This is a genomic window from Kitasatospora sp. NE20-6, assembly GCF_045862635.1.
In genome coordinates, this window is sequence record NZ_BPRL01000009.1 from 179,195 (window position 1) to 198,502 (window position 19,308).

The following is a 19,308-nucleotide window of genomic DNA, read 5'->3' on the forward strand; positions in this document are numbered from 1 at the left end:
GGCCTCAGCCGACCGGGCGGCCGACGCCGTCGCCGTGCACCCGCACCCAGGCGTGCATGGCGATGGCGGCGGCCGCCCCGGCATTGATCGACCGGGTCGAACCGAACTGCGCGATCGAGCAGACCGCCGACGCGTGCTCCCAGGCCTCCTCGGTCAGCCCCGGGCCCTCCTGCCCGAACAGCAGCACGCACCGCGCGGGCAGCTCGTACGTCTCCAGCGGGACGGCGCCCGGCAGGTTGTCGATGCCGATCAGCGGCAGGCCCTCCGCCGCGGCGAAGGCCGCCAGCGAGGCCACCGACCCGTGGTGCCGCACGTGCTGGTACCGGTCGGTCACCATGGCGCCGCGGCGGTTCCAGCGGCGGCGGCCCACGATGTGCACCTGCTCCGCCAGGAACGCGTTGGCCGTGCGCACCACCGAGCCGATGTTGAAGTCGTGCTGCCAGTTCTCCACCGCGACGTGGAAGCCGTGCCGCCGGGTGTCGAGGTCCGCGACGATCGCCTCGCGGGTCCAGTAGCGGTAGCGGTCGACCACGTTGCGCCGGTCGCCTGCGGCGAGCAGCTCGCCGTCCCAGTGGTCGCCCTCGGGCCAGGGCCCCGGGTGCGGGCCGACCCCGACCTCCCGGTCACCCGGCTGGAAGGCGTCGTCGTACTGCTCGCCCTCGTGGGGCACTCCGGTCTCGCTCACGCCCCCGAGGGTACGCGGCGCCGCCGCACGGCCTTCTCCAGGTCCGCGGCGGCCTGCAGCATCAGCAGCGCCCCGGCGTGGGCCAGCGCGCTGCCGTCCGCCGGGCCGGTGTCGGACCGCCCGCCCGCCCCGTCGGTCCAGCGGGCGTAGGCCTCCCGGAGTCCGGAGAAGTCGACCGGCTCGCCGATCAGCACCGCCGCGGCGGCGATCGCGGTGGCGTCGCGCAGCTCCTCGGCGAACTCCGCGGCGCCGGGCACCGCCGGGCTGCCCGCGTCCGGCAGGTGGGCCTCCAGCAGCGTCGCACTGCGCTCCAGCACGCCCACCGCGGTGCGGGCGCGGTCGAGCTGCTTGCGGGAGAGGTCGGGCAGCCGGTCGGCGTGCCGGACGGGCTCGGCGTCGGCCCGCGCCATGGCCTCCAGCAGCTCGGAGCCCGCCTCCCGGGCGTCCAGCAGGGCGTCGCGCACCGTCCGGTCGCCGCGGCCCGCGGGGGCGCCGAACGCGCCGATCACCGCCGAGCCGTACCGGCCCGCCGAGGCCAGCCACTCCGCGAGCCGCTCCGCCAGCCGGGCCGTCTGCCAGGTCGGGAACAGCGCGTACGCGCCGAGCGCGACCGCGCCGCCCAGCAGGGTCAGCAGCACCCGCTCCGCCGCCGTCTGCAGCGGGTCGCCCGCCTGCAGCCCGAGCAGGAACACCACGTACGAGGAGACGCAGGCCGTCGTCACCGCGTAGCCCGTACGGATCGTCAGGTAGGCGCCGGCGATGCACACCACGGCGAGCGCCGCGGAGACCCAGGCGTTCGGGTCCAGCAGCTGGACGACGGCGGTGGTGAACGCCACCCCGGCCACCGTGCCCGCGAGGCGGGCCACCCCCCGGCTGAAGGTCTGCGCGAAGTCCGGGCGCATCACCATGGCCGCCGTCAGCGGCGCCCAGTAGCCGTGGTGCAGCCCGAGCGGGCGGGACGCGAGGTAGGCGACGCTCACGACCCCCGAGAGCCGCACCGCGTGCTGGAACACCGCCGACCGCGGCTGCAGCTGGCGGCGGACGGCCTGCACGGCCTGGGCCACCTGCGGGCGGAGCGACGGCCGTCCGCCGCGCGGGCGCCCGTCGTCCGGCTCGACGACGGCCTCCCGGGACTGCTGGTCGAGCGCGTCCGCGGCCCGGCCGAGCTGCGAGGCCAGCCGCCGGGCCGAGCGCCGGGCCGCCCCGGTGAGACGGCCGCTCTCGGCCGCGGTCGCCAGGGTCAGGGCCGGCGTGCTCGACGGCGGCCGGACGGGCTCGCCGGTCCGGATCGCCCGGGCCAGGGCGTCCAGCGACTCCGCGGCGGCGGCCAGGATCTCGCGGGCCCGGTCACGGCCGGGGCCCTCCGCGGGGGCGCCGACGCCCGGGTCGGCGAGCGCCACCAGCGTGGGACGGATGTGCTCGGCGATGCCGCGCAGGCCGCTCAGCTCGCGCGGCCGCCGACGCCCCTGCCGGACGGTCAGGTCGGCGGCCCGCCGGGCGGTGATGAACGGCTCCGGGTCGAGGTGGGAGGTCGGGTCTTGACGCAGCCGGCGGGCGTGGTCGGCGAGTTCGGCGTAGGTGTCGGCGAGTGCCTCGCGGTGGCCGCGCCAGCGGTCGACCGGCCAGACGGCCACGAGCAGGGCCTGCACGCCGCCGCCGAGCGCGCAGAGCAGTCCGTGGCCGAGGGCGGTGGCGAGGCTGACGGGCAGCTGCACGACGACCAGCATCACCGAGACGGTGGTCGAGGCGACCGTGCCGGCGGTCGGGCCGACCGCCCACACCATGCCCGCCCCGAAGGACCAGACGGCGAGGAGCACCGGGAAAGCTCCCGGCACGCCGACCGCGGCGTAGCCGAGGAAGGTGCTGGCGCCGAGGGCGATGCCGGCCGCGGCGGCGAGCGAGGCCCGGGAGCGGAAGGTCCGCTGGAACGTCGCGGTGCCGGCGATGAAGGCACCCATCGCCGCGGACGTGGCCGGGCCCGGCCCGGCGAGGGCGAGCACCGGGAACACCACGAGGGCCACCGCGAGCGCGCCGCGCACCGCCCGGCGCGGGTCGTTGACGGCGCGGTCCGGCACGAGCCCCGCCTTCGCGGTGTCACGAAGCGCAACGGACCAGGGCATGTCGGGCAGTCTAGGTGTTTCCGGGCTCCCCGGCCGGGCGGCGCGGGAGCATCCCCCGCAGGGTGTCCGGGCGCAGCGCCCCCACCTGCAGCAGGAACGCCGTCGGCAGGAAGACGGCGTCGGCGGCGATCATCGCCAGCGAGAAGAACGGCAGCCCGAGGAGGACCGCGATGCCGGCGTGCTCCGCGATCATCAGGGCGAGCAGCACGTTCTTCAGCCGGCGGTTCAGCAGCGTGAAGGGGAAGCCGACCTGGAGGATCACGGTGCCGTAGCTGAGCGCGAAGGTGAGCAGGAGGCTGGAGCCGAGCAGGGCGGAGAGACCCGGCCAGGGGGTGAAGTAGTCGAGGTGCAGCGGGTAGTGGAGGGCGGTGCCGTCCTGCCAGCGGGAGCCCTGCACCTTGTACCAGCCGGCGGTCGAGTAGATCAGCACCACCTGCACGGCGATGATCAGCATGCCGCAGTTGTGGAGCATCGTGGCCAGGGCGTCGGCGACCGCCCGCACCTCGCCGGTCGGGCCCGCGGCCGGCCGGCGGGCCCGGCGCCGGGCGTCCAGCGACCAGACCCGGCCGCACCGGACGAGCAGCAGGTACAGCGCCATCAGGTGGACGACGTTGTCGCCGCCGTCGCCGACCAGCACGTTGCGGTTCTGCAGCGACAGCACCGTCACCGCGAACAGCACCGCGGACGCGCGCGTCCGCCAGCCGAGCACCATGAGCACGGCGGCAGCGATCGCCAGGTGGTAGACGGTCTCGAACCACAGCCGGCCGTCCGACCAGGTGAGCACGGTGAAGGCGTGGGTCGCCGACAGCAGCGTGTCGGCGAGCTCCGGCGACCACGGCGAGCGGTCGCCGTACAGCACCCGCCGTTCGGGCCACTCGCGGAGCAGGTAGCCCAGCCAGGCCAGGCCGAAGCCGATCCGCACCACCGCCGCCTGGTGGCGGCCGGCCGTGACGGTGGTGAAGGCGTCGAAGAGCCGCTCGAACCGGGTGGGCGGCAGCGCCGCCGCCGGCCCGTCCCCGGCCGGGTCGCCGGCCGCGCGGGCGGTCTGCCCGGGCAGGGCGGCCGCCCCCGCCGGCGGGGCGTCGTGGCTCACAGCAGCCCCTCGAAGTCGTGGGCGTCGACCGGCCACCAGGGCAGCTCCCGGTGCCCGGCGTCCTCGGCGGGCCGCCCGGTGCTCCACGCGGGCGGGGCGACGGCCGTCGCCGTGGACCGGAACTGGATCTGCAGGATGCGCTCGCCGCCGGGTGTCCGGCCGAGGCGCTGCAGGGCGATCCGCTTCAGGTACTCCTCGGCGAGCTTGCCGCGCCGGCCGTCGGCGACGGCCCCGTCACCCTCCGGGTGGGACGACTCGTAGAAGTCCCAGGCCCGGCGCAGCATGTTCTGGTCGACGTGGCTGGGGGCCGGGTTGTGGCGGATCGCCGCGATGTCCTGGGCGGTCAGGCCGACCCAGTCACGGGTGTGCACCCCGCCGTCGTCGGCGACGGTCTGCACCCGCACGTCGACGGAGACGTTCTCCTGCAGCGGGTTCGGGGCGAAGAGCTTCCAGTTCTGCTCCAGCTCGGGGAAGACGATGCCGTCCACCTGCTGCTGGTAGCGCTGCGAGACCGCGTTGGACGGTGCCACGTGCAGGAACACGGCGCCCAGCAGGATGCCGGTGGCGCCGATCATGCCCGCGCCGGAGAGGCACAGCACGGTCAGCGCCGGCGTCGACCAGGTGCGCACGGCGGTCTCCTCCCCCAGCGGCGCGGTTGCCCGGTCATCCTGCCGCACCCGGGCCGCGGGGGACAGCGCCTGCGCGGGGCCGCCGTCAGAGGACGAAGGGATCCCGGCCGTCGCTGCTCACCATCGGGCGGCCGGCGGCCTCCCAGGCGAACATGCCGCCGTCGACGTTGACCGCGTCGCGGCCCTGCGCCACCAGGTACTGCACGACCTGCGCGGAGCGGCCGCCGACCCGGCAGAGCACGTACAGCCGGTCGTCGGGCAGCTCGTCGAGGCGGGCGACGACCTGGCCGATCGGGATGTGCCGGGCTCCGTCCACGTGGCCGGCGTCCCACTCGTCCTGCTCGCGGACGTCGAGCAGCGCGGCGTCGGCGGGCACGGACGCGGCGTCGGTGGTGGGCAGCGCTTGGGCGAACATCGTCCGGGTCTCCTGGGGCTCGGGGTGCGAGGAGGGGTCCTCGCCTCCATTGTGCCGACTCGGACCGGCCGGGGGGTGCTCCGCGTCGGCCAGCAGCCGCTCCAGTTCGGCGCGGCGCTCGGAGGCGCGGCCGAGGAGCTGTTCCGCGAGTTCCTCCAGCAGCCGCTCCGGCTCCTGCGGGGCCAGCAGCAGGAGTTCGCCCATGGGCGTGCGCTCCAGCCGCACCTGCTCGGTGGCGAGCTGCCCGATCCGGGCGGTCAGCCACTCCAGACGGCGCAGCAGCCAGGCGGGCCGCTCGTCGGAGCCGGGGTCGGGCGCGCTCTCCGGCGCGGTCGACCACTCCCCGGCGAGCTCCTCCAGGGCGACGGCGTCGCCGTGGGCGTACGCCTCGTTGACGCGGGAGATGAAGGCGGAGCGGCGCTCCTGCTCGGCCGGGTCCGTGGTGAGGTCGGGGTGGGCGCGCCGGGCGAGGTCGCGGTAGATCCGCTGGGCCTCCCGGTCGGGGCGGACCTTCGCGGCGGCCGGCGGCTCGGGGGCGAGGTCGGCGGTGGCGGGGTCGTCCGGCTCGGCGACCCGGCTGCGGGCCTCGGCGGCGCGGCGCAGCGCCTCGGGGTCGCCGGTGCGGGCGGCCACGGTCTCCGCGATCAGCGCGTCCAGCTCGTCGAGCCGGGCGTAGAGCGGGCCGAGCAGCTGGTGGTGGACGAGCGCGAAGTTGTCGATCTCGACGCGGAGGGTCTCGACGTCGACGTCGAGGGTCAGCCAGGCCAGCTCGGTCGCGGCCACCCGCTCCTCCAGCTGCAGCCGTTCCTGCTCGCTCCACTGCGCGGGGCTCTCCGCACTCACCCGTGCCTCCCGCAAGCAGCCGGTCGTCCGGTCTGCCACCCTACCGGTGCCCCGCGGTCATCCCGACGGGCCGCTTTCCCCTCGCCCGTTCGACTGAACTCGTAGCATCCGGCGGCGCACACTGAGTGACACGCAACCGATACCGACGAATCTCACCGATTCGCTGTCGAAGGCGCCCCCGCACGTGCTTCGCTGGAAGACGCGCCGATGCGGCACCGCATGCCTGCCCGAGTGCCGCACGGGTAGAGGCGTACAACAGATGGGGACAACGCAGGAGCGGCCGCACAACGAGGAGCCCACGACGCCGCCCCCACACGAGGGCCGCCCGCGCGGCCAGGCGGGAGCAGACCTACATCCATGGTGGACGAGCCAGACTCCGGACCGGCACCGGCCGACGACGCGGGTGGCCCTCCCTCGGGAGTGGTCGCCCTGCTGCGCGTCGCCTCGGTGCTGGTCGACGCGGACGGCCGGATCGCCCTGTGGAACCGCGCCGCGGAGGAGCTCTTCGGCCACCGGGCCGAGGTCGCCTGCGGCCGCACCGCCTCCGGCCTGCTGCCCGCCGTGGAGCCCCGCCCCGAGACCGGCACCCCCCGGCCCGGCGCCCCGGCCCTGCGCTGCGACGCCCTCGACACGCTCGACGACCTCACCCGGCACGGTGCCGCCTGGGCCGGCTCGATGTCCGTGGTGGACCGTGAGGAGCGGCTGCGGGACATCGTCTGGTGGGCCTACCCGCTGATCGAACCGGGCGGCCGCAGCCTGCTGGCGCTGGCCGCCGACGCCCGCCCGCTGCGGTCCGCCGGACCGCGGATCGCCCTCGGCGAGCGGCTCCTCCCGTACGCGGCGGCGCCCACCGGCGGCAGCGCCTTCCACCGGGTCGCACCGGCCTTCGCACCCGCCGGCCCGGCCGGTGCGGCGCCCCTGGCCGACCTGCTGCCGCTCGGCTCCGGCCGGCGCCGCACCCTCCTGCTCGCCCAGCTCGCCGCCGCCGGCCTGCCCGCCCTGTGGGTGGACGCGGCGACCCGGCTGCCCGTGCTGCCGTACGAGCCCGCGGGACGCGGGGCGGCCCGCGTCGCCGGCCTGACCCGCCGCTACCCCACACCGCAGCAGCGCGCGGAACGCCCCCGGGCCGCGCGCCGTCCCGCCGAGCCGCCGTCCGTCGGCGGACGCGCCACCATCGGCCTGCAGGTCGTCCCGGCCGGCCAGGGCGCCGACGGCCGGCCGCCCCTAGGCACCACCCTCCCCGGGCAGCGCGAGTCCGGGGCCGCCACCGCGAACGGCCAGAGCCAGGGAGGCACCGCCATCGAGTCCATCGCCAACGGCACCGCGAGCGTCCGGCCCGACGCCCTGCCCGCCGTCCCGGCACCGCCCGCACCGCCGTCCGTGGAGGTGCTGACGGGCAGCCAGGCAGGGGAGCAGCTGGCCCTGCTGAGCGAGTTCGGCAGCCGGGTCGGCACCACCCTGGACCTCGACACCACCGCGCGCGAACTGTGCGACGTCCTCGTGCCGCGGGTCGCCGACTTCGCCTGCGTCGACCTCCTCGACGAGCTGATCTCCGACTCCGAGCTGCCGAAGGACCGGCCCGACGACCGCACGATGCTGCGCCGGGTCGCCCGCGCGGTGAACGCCTCCCCCGGCCACTGGGACCACGTCCTGGACGAGGGCTCGCTGCTCGCCATGCCGCGCTCCACCCCGCCCGGTCTCGCCCTGCAGGAGAACCAGCCGGTGCTGGTGCCGGTGATAGACCCCGACGTCGCGGTCGACTACGCCGCGTCGCTCGGCGGCGGCCCCGACCTCGTGCCGGTGGTGATCGGCCGGTCGATGCTGGTGCTGCCGCTGTCCGCGCGCGGCACCGTGCTCGGCATCCTCAAGCTGCTGCGGCTGCCGGACCGCGCGCCGTTCGACAAGAACGACGCGGCCACCCTGAAGGAGCTGGCCGCGCGCGCCGCGCTCTCCCTCGACAACGCCCGGCTGCACCGCGCCGAGTCGCGGGTGGCCACGACCCTGCAGCGGTCGATGATCCCGACCCGCCCGCCGAGGATCCCGGGCGTGCAGATCGCCCACCGCTACCTGCCCGGCGACTCCCGGGCCGAGGTCGGCGGCGACTGGTTCGACGCCATCCAGCTGCCCGGCAGCCGGGTCGCGCTGGTCGTCGGCGACGTCATGGGCCACGGCCTGCACTCCGCCGCCGCGATGGGCCGTTTCCGCACCGCCATGCAGACCCTCGCCGCCCTCGACCTGCCGCCCGGCCAGTTGCTGCGCCACCTCGACAACCTGGCCCACAAGCTGGGCGACGACCACCTCGCGACCTGCCTCTACGCGGTGTACGACCCGATCAACCGCACCTGCGAGCTGGCCAGCGCCGGGCACGTGCCGCCGGTGCTGGTGCATCCGGACGGCCGGGGCGAGCTGCTGGAGATCCCGGAGGGCGCGCCGATCGGCGTCGGCGGGGTGCCGTTCGTCGCCAAGAAGATCGACGTCTCGGACGGCTCGATGCTGGTGCTGTGCACCGACGGCCTGGTCGAGGTCCGGGGCGGCGACATAGGAGAGGGCCTGGCCGCGCTCTGCGGCAACCTGATCGACCCGAAGCAGACCCCCGACGAGGCCTGCGACACCGTGCTGGAGCGGCTGCACTCCGACGACCGGGCCGACGACGTCGCCCTGCTGGTCGCCCGCTTCGACGGCGTCCCGCCGAGCGAGGTCGCGACCTGGGAGCTCGGCACCTCCGACGGCGAGGTGCGGCGGGCCCGTGCCCTCGTCCGCGAGCAGCTCGGCACCTGGGGGCTGACCGGGCTCACCGACACCGCGGAGCTGCTGGTCAGCGAGCTGGTGACGAACGCCGTCCGGGTCGCCCGCGACCACGTGCAGCTGCAGCTCATCCGGGTCGACAAGCTGCTCGTCGAGGTCAGCGACGACAACCACAACCTGCCGTCGCTGGAGCCCGCCGAGTCCCTCGACGAACACGGCCGCGGCCTGCAGCTGGTCAGCAAGCTCGCCGAGCGCTGGGGCACCGCCCGCAAGGCGGTCGGCAAGGTCGTCTGGTTCGAGCTGCCGCTGCCCCGGTCCTGACGGCCCGGGGGCGGCGGCTCAACGCAGCGCCGCCGCCCGGACCGGCGGCGCGGCCCGGAGCCGGTCGAGCGCCTCCAGCGCGCCGGCGATCAGCAGCGCCGCCGCCACCGCCACCACGTGTTCCAGCCCGGCCAGGTTGGGCAGCAGCACGGCCTCCACCACCATCGCCGCGGCGACCGCCCCGCCCGTCCACCAGGCCCGGCACCGGACGGCCGTGCAGACCGCGAGCGCCACCACGGCGGCCGACGGCCCGGTGTCCCGTACGTGTGCCACCACGCCGGGCAGCCCCAGCAGGTGCTCCGGTCCGAGTTCCACGGCGACCCGGGCGAAGACCGTCCCGGCGAGCGTCCCGGCGTACGCGACGGCGAGCGTCAGCCGGCGGCCGAGCACGATCTCGGCGGCCCCGAACGCCAGCAGGACCTGCACCAGCGCGCCCCACACCGGCAGGTCGGGCGCCGGCACGTACAGCGAGAGCGGGGTCCGCAGCAGCGACTCGCCGAGCGGCAGCGCCGCCCGCACCACCCCGAGCCGGCCGACGACCGTCTCCCCGCCCGGCAGGTGCTGGACGACGGAGAAGACCAGCACCAGCAGCGCCGCCCCGACGGCCAGCGGCACGGACGCCCACCGGTGCCGCCGCACGTGGTCGCGGACGGCCCGCGCCAGCACCCCCCACTCGGCGCGGGCGGCCCGGACCACCCCCGGCACGAACCGTTCCCTCCCGGCCGCCGCCCGACCGGCCGCCGCCAGGCCCGCCCCCGTACGCCCGGCCACCGTCCGACCGGCCCCCGTCCGACCGGCCCCCGTACGCATTGTCAGCGCCACCGCCGAATCCCCCGCCCGTGTTTCCGGCGCGCCCCGGGCGCCGCCGTGGATGTCGTTCCCGGGGCATTTCCCGGGCGGCCGCGCGTCAGCGGGCCGCGATATCCACGGTAGGCAGGGGAAATGCCCCGGACGTCAGCTTGCGAGGCGAATTCCGGGTCATCCTCCAGGGGGAGGAAACGCGTCCCTCCCCCTGGGGCAACCCCCCGATCGGCTGCCCTCCGCCCCCCGGCGGAGGGACTAGCCCTTCCCGGACCGGGAGTCCGCCGAGGCCTGGCCGGGCAGCCCCTGAACGGCTTCCCGGACATGACGGCGGCGGAACAGGGCGGGGAGACTCGGCACCGTGATGAAACCCTCGGCGCGCGCGCTGGCGATGCCGATCCGCGGAATCTCGCTGCTCTTCTGGAAGAGCAGGTAACGCGGCTCCCAGATCGGCCGGTATTTGGCGTTCGCCCGGTACAGGGATTCGATCTGCCACCAGCGGGAGAAGAATCCGAGGACGGCCCGCCAGAGCCTCAGCACGGGCCCCGCACCCAGCCGCGAGCCGCGGTCGAAAACGGAACGGAACATCGCGAAGTTCAGCGAGACCCGTTCGAGCCCGACCTCGTCGGCGCGCTGCAGCAGCTCGATGACCATGAACTCCATCAGACCGTTCTCGCTGTCCCGGTCCCGGCGCATGAGGTCCAGCGAGAGGCCGTTCCGGCCCCAGGGAACGAAGCTGAGCAGGGCCCGCAGCCCGCCGTCCCCGTCGTGGCACTCCAGCATCACGCAGCGGCCGTCGTCCGGGTCGCCGAGCCGGCCGAGCGCCATCGAGAAGCCGCGCTCGGTCTGGCCGTCCCGCCAGTGGTCGGCCCGGTCGAGCAGGGCGGCCATCTCGCCCTCCGGGATGTCCTCGTGCCGGCGGATCCGCACGGTGTACCCGGCCCGCTTGACCCGGTTGTACGCCTGCCGGACGACCCGCATGGCCCGCCCGTCCAGCGAGAACTCGTCGATCTCGACGATCGCCTCGTCGCCGAGCTCCAGCGCGTCCAGCCCGTGCCGGGCGTAGATCACGCCCGCCTCCTCGGACGCCCCCATCACCGCGGGCACCCAGGCGTGCTCGCGCGCTTCCTCCAGCCACGCCTCGATCGCCCCGGGCCAGGCCTCCGGATCCCCGATCGGGTCGCCCGAGGCCAGCGACACCCCGCCGACCACGCGGTAGGTGACGGCCGCCTTGCCGGAGGCGGAGAAGATCGCCGCCTTGTCACGGCGCAGCGCGAAGTAGCCGAGCGAGTCCCGCCCGCCCTCGCGGTCGAGCAGTTCGCGCAGCCGCACCTCGTCGTCCCCGCTCAGCAACTCCTGGCCGCGGGGGCTGCGGAACGCCAGGTACACCACGACCAGGAACAGCACCGCGCCCATGGCGTTGATGAACGCGTTCACCCAGGTCGGCACCACGATCACCTCGGCCACCCGGCCGGACGGCGTGATGGTGACCATGCGGGCCACCGCGTAGCCGAAGCGGTAGCCGAAGCCCGCCCCGGACAGCGTGTTGGTCAGCTGCACCAGGGCGGCCCCGACCACTCCGCCCAGGAGCAGGCCCGCGATGAAGGTCGCCACCCCGGTCTTCGGGTTGGAGCGGTCGCCCTTGGAGGTGAACTCGCGGCGCGCGACCAGCAGCGCCAGGAAGAAGCCGACCGTCAGCGCCGTCGACACGTAGTTCAGCGGATGGTCGGCGAAGCGGCCGTCCGGCACCAGCAGCAACAGCACGTACAGCAGGGAGAAGAGCCCGGACACCACCGCGTTGAAGATCCACGCCGCCCGTTTCCGGCGGCGCATCGCCACGGCGAGGAAGAGCGAGAGCAGCACGGTCGTCAGACCCGCCGTCAGCAGGTACGGGGTGAAGTACTCGCCTTCGTTGTGCTCCTGCACCTGGTCGCGGAAGGGCACGGCGAGCACGGCGGCCAGGTTGAGGAGGGCGAGGAGCCGCAGGTACCAGACCGTCGCGGCGGCGGCGCGGGGCCGCCATCGGGCGAACAGCACCGGGAGGGCTCCGTCATGCGCGGCAGGGACGGCGGTGGGCGCCGGCTTCACAGTGGACACAGCTCCAATTCCAGACGATCGACGTGGGGCCCGCATCCGTACGACACCCGCGGGGGGACGGGACGACCCGCGCCTCCGGTCCGCGAGCGGCGGGGGCCGCCGTGGGGGCCCGTGTCCCATGGTTCCCCAGCCCGGATGAGAATTGCGTGGATCCGGTAGCCGATTCCGACCCCCGCCGATCGGCGGGGGTACCCGCCTCGCCGGAGGACCGGGCAGCCGTCCGGCGGCGCCTAGGCTCGGAACGAGCCACGCACGACCGAGGAGAACCATGCCAACGATCCGCGTCCTGATCGTGGACGACGAGGTGCTCGTCCGGTCCGGCCTCGCCCTGATCGTCGGCTCGGCGCCCGACCTGGAGGTCGTCGGCGGCTGCTCCGGCGGACAGGCCGAACAGCTGACCGTCGACCTCCGCCCGCAGGTCGTCCTGCTCGACATCCGGATGCCCGACCTCGACGGCATCAGCGTGCTCCGCCGGCTGCGCGCCCTGCCCGACCCGCCGGCGGTGGCGATGCTGACCACCTTCGACACCGACGAGTACATCGGCACCGCGCTGCGGGCCGGCGCCGCCGGGTTCCTGCTGAAGGACACCGCACCCGACCAGCTCGTGCACGCCGTCCGGGTGCTCGCCTCCGGCGGCAGCACCCTCTCCCCGGCCGTCGCCCGCACCGTGATCGCCGGCTACGTCGACGGCGGCGGCCCCGACGCTGACGCCGCCGCCCTCACCCGCCACCTCACCACCCGCGAACTCGACGTGCTCGCCCTCCTCGGCGAGGGCCTGTCCAACGCCGACATCGCCGACCGCCTCTACCTGGGCACCGGCACCGTCAAGGACCACATCAGCGCGATCCTCGCCAAGCTCGGCGCCGCCAACCGCGTCCAGGCCGCCGTCGTCGCCCACCGGGCCGGCCTGGTCCGCGGCCCGGGGAAGCCCGGCGCATGAGCGGCACCCGCACCCCCGGCCGGAGACTGCCCGGCTGGTGCACCTCGACCTGGCTCATGCTGGCCCTGCCGGTGCTGATCGCCCTCCTCGACGCCGCCCTCGTCTCGAAGGGCGCCCGCTGGTGGGAGGCCGCCCTCTCCGTCCTGGCCGCCCTCGCGCTGCTGCTCCGCCGCAGGCTGCCGGTGACCGTGCTGCTGCTGACCCTGCCCGGCGCGTTCGTGAACTACATCTGGCTCGCGCCGATGACGGCCGTCTACTCGGTCGCCGCGCACCGGTCCGCGCTGCGCGTCCCGGCGCTCTGCGCGACCGCCTTCGCCCTCGTCGAGTTCTTCCACTGGCCGCTCGCCGACCACCCGCTCGCCCTCGACCGCGACAACGCGCTGTACGCCATCCAGTGCCTGATGCTCGCCGCCGGCCCGACCGCCCTCGGACTCCTCGCCCGGACCCGCCGCGAACTCGCCGCCCGGCTGGACGAGCTGACCCGCGGCCAGCAGCGCGAGGGACGGCTGCTCGCCGAGCGCGTCCTCGCCACCGAGCGCGCCCGGCTGGCCCGGGAGATGCACGACGTGGTGTCGCACCAGGTCAGCCTGATCTCGATCCAGGCCGGCGCGCTGCAGGTCTCCACCGGTGAGCCCGCCGCCCGGGACACCGCCGCCACCATCCGCGAGCTGGCCGTCCGCACCCTGGAGGAGCTCCGCCAGATGGTCGGGGTGCTCCGGGCGGCCGGCGTCCGGCGCGACGAGCCGCTCGCGCCGCAGCCCCGGCTCGCCGACCTCCCGGCGCTGATCGGCGGCTCCGGCCTGCCGGTCGTCCCGCACCTGGCGCTCGGCGGCCGGCCCTGGCCGGAGGCCGTGGAGCGGGCCGCGTACCGGACGGTCCAGGAGGCGCTGACCAACATCACCAAGCACGCCCCCGGCGCCGCGGTGACCGTCCGGGTCACGGGCGCGGGCTCCCGGCTGGTCGTCGAGGTGCACAACGCGCCGCCGCCGCGGCGCACCGGCGCGCCCGCCCCGCTGCCGGGCGGCGGCCACGGTCTGGTCGGGCTGCGGGAGCGCGCCCAGCTGCTGGGCGGCACCCTCGTCACCGGCCCCACCCCGGACGGCGGCTTCACCGTCCGCGCCTGCCTGCCCGCCGCCGCCGCGGACTGACCCCGGGCAGCACGAAGGCGGCGCCCTCCCCGTGGGGGGAGGACGCCGCCCTTGTCACCCGCGGGTGATCAGCTCGCGCTGTAGTAACCCAGCAGGTCGACGATGACGTCGGCCGGGCTGTTGGTGGTGAAGTCCACCGCGTTGTTCTTCACCGGGACGACGACCGCGTTGGCGACCATCTGGTTGGCACCGACCCAGTTCAGGTTCGACGACGCGGCCGGCCGGGTGGTGTAACCGGGCCAGGCGGCGAGGAAGCCGTTGTTCTGGGTGTTGAGCGCCGCGATGTTGAGGACCACCGACGACGCGCCGTTCAGCACGCCGCCGTCCTTCAGGTCGATGTGCACGGTGTTGCCGTTGACCTGGGCCTTCAGCGGGGCGCCCTTGCCGGTGCGGGTGTCGACGAGGCGCTTCGGACCGGCGGCGTGGAACTTGTCGCCGCCGTCGCTGGTGAAGTAGCCGAACACGTCCGCGAGGACGTCGACCTGACCCGACATGGCGTTGTAGAACGAGATCTTGCCGTCGGCACCGACCGGCACGGTCACCAGGTTGGCCACCGTCTTGTTGTCGGTCCAGTTCAGGTTCGACGCCAGCGGCGGGGTGTTGCCGGCCGGGAAGACCGTCATCCAGCCCGGGCCCTGACCACGGGTCACGGTGGTGTTGAGCACCACCGCGGTGACGCCGGTGGCCGGCACGTTGAGCGACACGCCGTCCTTGGAGACACCGCCCGCGATCTTGACGCTGATCTGCTTCAGGCCGCCGAGCGGGGCCTTGGCCACGTTCACGTCGCCGTACCGCGTGTCGAAGAGACGCGTGGGGGCGAGCGGGACGAAGCCGGCACCGCTGGTGTCCGGCGTGTAGTAGCCGAAGATGTCGACCACGACACGGGCCGGGCTGGCCCAGCTGCCGTTGTAGATGCCGATCTTGCCGTCGGCGCCGACCGGCACGGTCACCAGGTTCGGCTGAGCGCCGCCGCCGTCCACCCAGTTGATGTTGGACGTCGCCGGCATGGCCTTGCCGTACGGCCAGACCGTCAGGAAGCCGATCCCGGAGGTGTTGGCGACCGTGACGTTCAGCGTGACGGCGGTGGCACCGGCGGGAACGCCGCTGTTGGCGTCACCGGCCACCGTCAGGCTGGTGGTCTGCCGCGACGGCACCGCGTGGGCCGTCGTGGTGTCCAGCAGACGCTTCGGCTGGACGCTCGTGAAGGTACCGGCCGGCTGCGAAGGCAGCTGCTGGCAGAGCGCGGCCATCACGTTCTTGCCCTTGGGCGACCCGAGGCCGCTGGCCAGGTCGTAGCCCGCGTGGGCGTTGTACTTGCCCGAGCCGCTGATGTCGTTGTTGCCGATGGTGACGTCGTTGAACACCGAGCCGTCGAGCTTGTGCAGGATCGGGTTCAGGAAGCCGACCGGGCCGTTGGCGGCGCAGTTGGTCGACGCGTTCGCCAGGGCGACCAGGGACGCCCAGAGCGGGGCGGCGGCGCTGGTCCCACCGTAGATGTTGGCCCAGAGCGTGTTGTCCGAGTCGTAGTCGGTGAAGATCAGGTAGCCGTGGTCCGGGTCGGCGAGGGCCGACACGTCCGGGACCTGGCGGCAGGACTGACCGGTACCGGCGCTGCAGACGTTGCTGTACTGCGCGTCGTGCTGCGCGTTCCACGGGAAGTCGGTGTCACTCAGCGCCCAGCGGGTGGACAGACCGCCACCGCCGGAGCCGCCGGAGCGGTTCCACACCGAGATCGGACCGGGGTAGGTGCCGAGACCCGAGTGCGAGGTACCGCCGACACCGGTCACGTACGGCTGCGAGGCCGGGCTGTCGGTGTTGAGGACGTTCTCGTTGAGACCGGACCCGTTGCAGTCGGTCGAACCCGAGTCACCGGAGGCCGCGACGACGGACTGACCCTGCGCAGCGGCCTGCTGGAGGATCAGGTTCATCGCGTTCTCGCGGCCGCTGTCACGCTCCGCCTCGCACCTGCCCCAGCTGATCGAGACGACCTGGGCGCGGTTGTCGTTGACGATCTTCTGGTAGGTGTCGATCACGCCCTGGCCGCTGTTGACGCCCTGGTAGACCAGGATCGACGCGCCGGGCGCGAGCGAGGCGATGGTGTCCACGTCGAGCGCGGTCTCGCCGCCCTCGCCGTTGGCCGTGTCCGGCGCCGCCGGGACGAAGCCGCCGACGGGGATGTTGGTCACCGTGGTCTTCGTGTTGTTGCACGACTGCCAGCTGGCGGCGGCCCGGGTGTCGTAGTTCTCCAGCGACATGATCGCGATCGTGGAGCCGGAGGCGCCGTCGGCGATGCCGTTCAGGTTGTACGCCTGGGCAAGCGTCGCGGAGCTGTAGTAGTCGACGCCGTCGACCAGACCGGCGTTGCCGAGGATGGTCTTCCACTCGCCGCACAGCTGCGGGCTGGCGCCGATGTTGCGCGCCTTGTCCCCGCTGACCGCGGGGCCCTTGAGCGCGGCCTTCGGCTTCGCCACGGAACGCGGCGCGTAGGTCGCGGTCGTGTCGAGACCGACCACGCCCGCGATCTTGCCGGCCAGGTCGCCGCGGACGGCGGGGGCCTGGGTGTTGGCGTAGGCGGCGGTGCCGTCGGGCAGCGTGTAGCCGGCGAAGTCGGTGTCGAACGCCTTCTTCGCCTCGGCCACGGTGGCCTTGACCGGGATGGTCAGGCCGTTGGCGCCGACCTCGCCCGGGTGCAGGCCCGCGGCGGTGAGCGCCGCGCGGACGCTCGCGACGCTGGCCGCGTCGGCACCGAAGCGCTGAGCGAACTGACCGGTGCCCAGGTAGTGCTTGTACAGCGGCGAGCCGGGGGTGGAGACGGCGTTGACGAAGGTCGTCAGCGCGGCCTGGTCCTTCGGCTCCAGGGTGACACTGAGGTCGAGCTCGGTGTCGGCGGCGGGCGCCGCCGCCTTGGCGGCGCCGTGCGGGATGACGGGCGCGGAACCGATGCGCTTCGGCGCGACGGACTCCGCACTGGCGGTCGCGAGGACGGGCAGGCCGGCCCCCGAGACCAGAGCGGCGGTGACGACGGCGAGAGTGGTCGCCCGTCCGGCCCCCCTTATTCGCGTCCTGGTCGGACCCGATGGGTCGAGCATCCGCGTTCTCCTTGGGATGACAATGCTGCGGATATGAGGGGAATTCCGGACAGAACGCCGCGGTCGACCGCGGTAGGACAAGTGGCGGGGCAGGCCGTGTACCGGTGTGTGCCCAGCTCGATCCCCACGTACAACCCCCCGTGGAGACGCCCTAGTTGGCATCATCAATACCAAAACGGACATTTTCTCGAACTGTCGAACAGAATTCCCGGGGGATGTTCTATCAGCCCGCCACGACACAATTCGTTCGGGGTCGCCTGTTGTTACCGGGCAGAGACCTGAAAGGGCTTCCTCCGCATGGGAGGGCGGCCCCGGGAACGTCACGGGGACACGAGAAAGCCCCGCAGATCCGAAGATCTGCGGGGCTTCGCTGTGCGCGAGGGGGGAGTTGAACCCCCACGCCCTTTCGGGCACTGGAACCTGAATCCAGCGCGTCTGCCTATTCCGCCACCCGCGCAAGGGTGTCGCCTTCAGGACTTGCGGTCCTTCCGGCTCGGAGAGGATATTACCGCATCCTCACCGGTCTTCCGTTCGGCTCCCTCTCGGGCGCCCCTTCCGACGTGGAAAACATTAGCACGCCGTCCCGGGTACCTCCGAATCCGTTTCCCGGCCACCCGGGAGCCCGCCGCAGGCCCCCGGGGACGAACGGGTGACCGAGGGATGAGCAGGCCCGTCCGCGGGTAGCCCCCGCATGCCAGCACAGCTCCGTCCGTACGCACCCGCGCCCCCGCCGGACCCCCCGGAAGGCCCTGCGGGCCCGTGTGCGCGGTCTCACGCCCGGGGACCACGTTCCCGGGGAACCGTACGGATGGGCCCGACGTGGATACGATCAGTACGGAAAACCGCAACCCGGCCCGCGACCGCGGACCGGCCCGACGCCCTGGAAGGGGGTGCCCCGTGGGAGTCCTGAAGAAGTTCGAGCAGAGGCTCGAGGGTCTCGTGAACGGCACCTTCGCCAAGGTGTTCAAGTCCGAGGTCCAGCCGGTGGAGATCGCGGGCGCGCTGCAGCGCGAGTGCGACAACAACGCCACCATCTGGAACCGCGACCGCACGGTCGTCCCGAACGACTTCATCGTCGAACTCAGCCCGCACGACCACGAGCGGCTCAGCCCGTACGCCCGCCAGCTCGGCATCGAGCTCGCCAACATGGTCCGCGAGTACGCCGAGGCGCAGCGCTACGCCTTCATGGGGCCGCTGAACGTGTCGCTGGAGAAGGCCGACGAACTCGACACCGGCAACTACCGGGTGCGCAGCCGCACCCTCGCCGGCGAGGACCCCGCCCAGCAGCAGCAGGCCGCGCCGGGCGGCTACGAGCGGCGCCCGACCGCGCCCGCGCCCGGCGCACCGTGGCAGCAGCCCGGCGCGGCGCCCTACGGCGCTCCGCCGCCGCCGCCCGGCCCCCCGGCGATGCCCCCCGGCCCCCCGGCGGCGGGCGGCAACGTCCGGCCGTTCCCCGGCGCGGGCCACGGCGGCACCGACACCCGGCGCTGGCTGGAGGTCAACGGCACCCGGCACCAGATCACGGGCAACGCGTGCGTGCTCGGCCGCTCCACCGAGGCGGACATCCGCATCGACGACCCCGGGGTCAGCCGCAAGCACGCGGAGATCCGCCCGGGGACGCCCGCGATGGTGCTCGACCTCGGGTCCACCAACGGCATCGTGGTGGACGGCCAGCACACGCAGCGCGCTACGCTCCGCGACGGCTCCCGAATCGTCCTCGGGTCCACCACCATCGTCTACCGACAGGTCGAAGGGTAGAGCGGGCCACTCATGTCAGAACTGACCCTGACGGTCATGCGGCTGGGCTTCCTCGCCGTGCTGTGGCTGTTCGTCATCGTCGCGGTGCAGGTCATTCGCAGCGACCTGTTCGGGACCAAGGTGAATCCGCGCACCGCGCGGCGCCCCGCCCCGGCCGCTGCCGCGTCACCGGCCCGACCGCCCCAGCAGGGCGGTGCGGCCGCTCCGCCGCAGCCCCGGCAGCGCCGCGGTGCGCCGACCCACCTGTACGTGGTGCAGGGGTCGCTGGCCGGCACCACGGTCGCCCTGCAGGGACAGACGATCACGCTGGGCCGCGCGCACGACTCCACGATCGTGCTGGACGACGACTACGCCTCGTCGCGTCATGCCAGGATCTACCCGGATCAGACTGGGCAGTGGACGGTGGAGGATCTAGGCTCCACCAACGGCACCTATCTGGACCGGCAGCGGCTCACCGCGCCGATGCCGCTCCAGCCGGGCATGCCGATCCGTATCGGCCGGACCGTCATCGAACTGCGGAAGTAGCGGCGCATGAGGGACACCATCCCGTTCAGGACCAGCCGGGAGCGCGCACGCCGCGCTGCCGCTGCCGCGCGCGCCCGCGGCCCGGTCACGACCGCCCGA

At 74.1% G+C, this 19,308-nt stretch carries 13 protein-coding genes and 1 tRNA gene; 5 read left to right on the top strand and 9 right to left on the bottom strand.

The window, feature by feature from the left end:
* Nucleotides 1–4: 4 nt before the first annotated feature.
* The 5 genes from SNE206_RS10575 to SNE206_RS10595 form a co-directional block, all read right to left on the bottom strand.
* Nucleotides 5–685, bottom strand: a complete 681-nt coding sequence (locus SNE206_RS10575) for a TrmH family RNA methyltransferase (protein WP_407913109.1) — start codon at nucleotides 683–685, stop codon at nucleotides 5–7.
* Entirely contained in the window at nucleotides 682–2,805 is a 2,124-nt protein-coding gene (locus tag SNE206_RS10580) for an FUSC family protein (protein WP_407913110.1), read from the bottom strand. Before SNE206_RS10580 ends, SNE206_RS10575 begins: the two co-directional genes overlap by 4 nt.
* A 10-nt stretch (nucleotides 2,806–2,815) precedes the next feature.
* Entirely contained in the window at nucleotides 2,816–3,802 is a 987-nt protein-coding gene (locus SNE206_RS10585; RefSeq protein ID WP_407913138.1) for an HTTM domain-containing protein, read from the bottom strand.
* Nucleotides 3,803–3,894: 92 nt separating this feature from the next.
* The gene (locus SNE206_RS10590) at nucleotides 3,895–4,527 is read right to left on the bottom strand and encodes a DUF5819 family protein (RefSeq protein WP_407913111.1); all 633 of its coding nucleotides are present in this window, start codon (nucleotides 4,525–4,527) and stop codon (nucleotides 3,895–3,897) included.
* A gap of 85 nt (nucleotides 4,528–4,612) precedes the next feature.
* Nucleotides 4,613–5,785 (bottom strand): rhodanese-like domain-containing protein, encoded by a 1,173-nt coding sequence (locus SNE206_RS10595; protein WP_407913112.1) that lies wholly within the window; start codon nucleotides 5,783–5,785, stop codon nucleotides 4,613–4,615.
* A 357-nt stretch (nucleotides 5,786–6,142) separates the two neighbouring features.
* Between SNE206_RS10595 and SNE206_RS10600 the strand changes: the two genes are divergently transcribed.
* Nucleotides 6,143–8,851: a SpoIIE family protein phosphatase gene (locus tag SNE206_RS10600; protein ID WP_407913113.1), complete on the top strand. Its 2,709-nt coding sequence runs from the start codon at nucleotides 6,143–6,145 to the stop codon at nucleotides 8,849–8,851.
* 18 nt (nucleotides 8,852–8,869) lie between these two features.
* Here SNE206_RS10600 and SNE206_RS10605 read toward each other — a convergent pair whose 3' ends face one another.
* Nucleotides 8,870–9,556, bottom strand: coding sequence for a hypothetical protein (locus SNE206_RS10605; RefSeq protein ID WP_407913114.1), 687 nt, complete (start codon nucleotides 9,554–9,556; stop codon nucleotides 8,870–8,872).
* Between the two features lie 354 nt (nucleotides 9,557–9,910).
* Nucleotides 9,911–11,785: a phosphatidylglycerol lysyltransferase domain-containing protein gene (locus tag SNE206_RS10610; protein WP_407913115.1), complete on the bottom strand. Its 1,875-nt coding sequence runs from the start codon at nucleotides 11,783–11,785 to the stop codon at nucleotides 9,911–9,913.
* A gap of 232 nt (nucleotides 11,786–12,017) precedes the next feature.
* Here SNE206_RS10610 and SNE206_RS10615 point away from each other — a divergent pair, with 232 nt between their 5' ends.
* Together SNE206_RS10615 and SNE206_RS10620 are read left to right on the top strand one after the other, a co-directional pair.
* Nucleotides 12,018–12,689, top strand: a complete 672-nt coding sequence (locus SNE206_RS10615; RefSeq protein ID WP_407913116.1) for a response regulator — start codon at nucleotides 12,018–12,020, stop codon at nucleotides 12,687–12,689.
* Nucleotides 12,686–13,837, top strand: coding sequence for a sensor histidine kinase (locus SNE206_RS10620; protein ID WP_407913117.1), 1,152 nt, complete (start codon nucleotides 12,686–12,688; stop codon nucleotides 13,835–13,837). The genes SNE206_RS10615 and SNE206_RS10620 overlap by 4 nt, the downstream gene beginning before the upstream one ends.
* Before the next feature lie 68 nt (nucleotides 13,838–13,905).
* Here SNE206_RS10620 and SNE206_RS10625 read toward each other — a convergent pair whose 3' ends face one another.
* Nucleotides 13,906–16,926 (bottom strand): protease pro-enzyme activation domain-containing protein, encoded by a 3,021-nt coding sequence (locus SNE206_RS10625; RefSeq protein ID WP_407913118.1) that lies wholly within the window; start codon nucleotides 16,924–16,926, stop codon nucleotides 13,906–13,908.
* Nucleotides 16,927–17,299: 373 nt separating this feature from the next.
* A tRNA-Leu gene (locus SNE206_RS10630) sits at nucleotides 17,300–17,383 on the bottom strand.
* Between the two features lie 440 nt (nucleotides 17,384–17,823).
* On the opposite strand from SNE206_RS10630, the gene SNE206_RS10635 reads away from it, so the two are divergent.
* Both SNE206_RS10635 and SNE206_RS10640 read left to right on the top strand, forming a co-directional pair.
* Nucleotides 17,824–18,684, top strand: a complete 861-nt coding sequence (locus tag SNE206_RS10635) for an FhaA domain-containing protein (protein WP_405012289.1) — start codon at nucleotides 17,824–17,826, stop codon at nucleotides 18,682–18,684.
* 12 nt (nucleotides 18,685–18,696) lie between these two features.
* On the top strand, nucleotides 18,697–19,209 hold the full coding sequence (locus SNE206_RS10640) for an FHA domain-containing protein (protein ID WP_407913119.1): 513 nt from the start codon (nucleotides 18,697–18,699) through the stop codon (nucleotides 19,207–19,209).
* Nucleotides 19,210–19,308 lie beyond the last annotated feature (99 nt).

Bases quoted from the DNA above. Each gene is read 5' to 3' on its own strand.
- SNE206_RS10600 (WP_407913113.1), top strand. From the start codon at position 6,143: ATGGTGGACGAGCCAGACTCCGGACCGGCACCGGCCGACGACGCGGGT.
- SNE206_RS10620 (WP_407913117.1), top strand. From the start codon at position 12,686: ATGAGCGGCACCCGCACCCCCGGCCGGAGACTGCCCGGCTGGTGCACC.
- SNE206_RS10625 (WP_407913118.1), bottom strand. From the start codon at position 16,926: ATGCTCGACCCATCGGGTCCGACCAGGACGCGAATAAGGGGGGCCGGA.
- SNE206_RS10610 (WP_407913115.1), bottom strand. From the start codon at position 11,785: ATGCGGGCCCCACGTCGATCGTCTGGAATTGGAGCTGTGTCCACTGTG.
- SNE206_RS10580 (WP_407913110.1), bottom strand. From the start codon at position 2,805: ATGCCCTGGTCCGTTGCGCTTCGTGACACCGCGAAGGCGGGGCTCGTG.
- SNE206_RS10640 (WP_407913119.1), top strand. From the start codon at position 18,697: ATGTCAGAACTGACCCTGACGGTCATGCGGCTGGGCTTCCTCGCCGTG.
- SNE206_RS10615 (WP_407913116.1), top strand. From the start codon at position 12,018: ATGCCAACGATCCGCGTCCTGATCGTGGACGACGAGGTGCTCGTCCGG.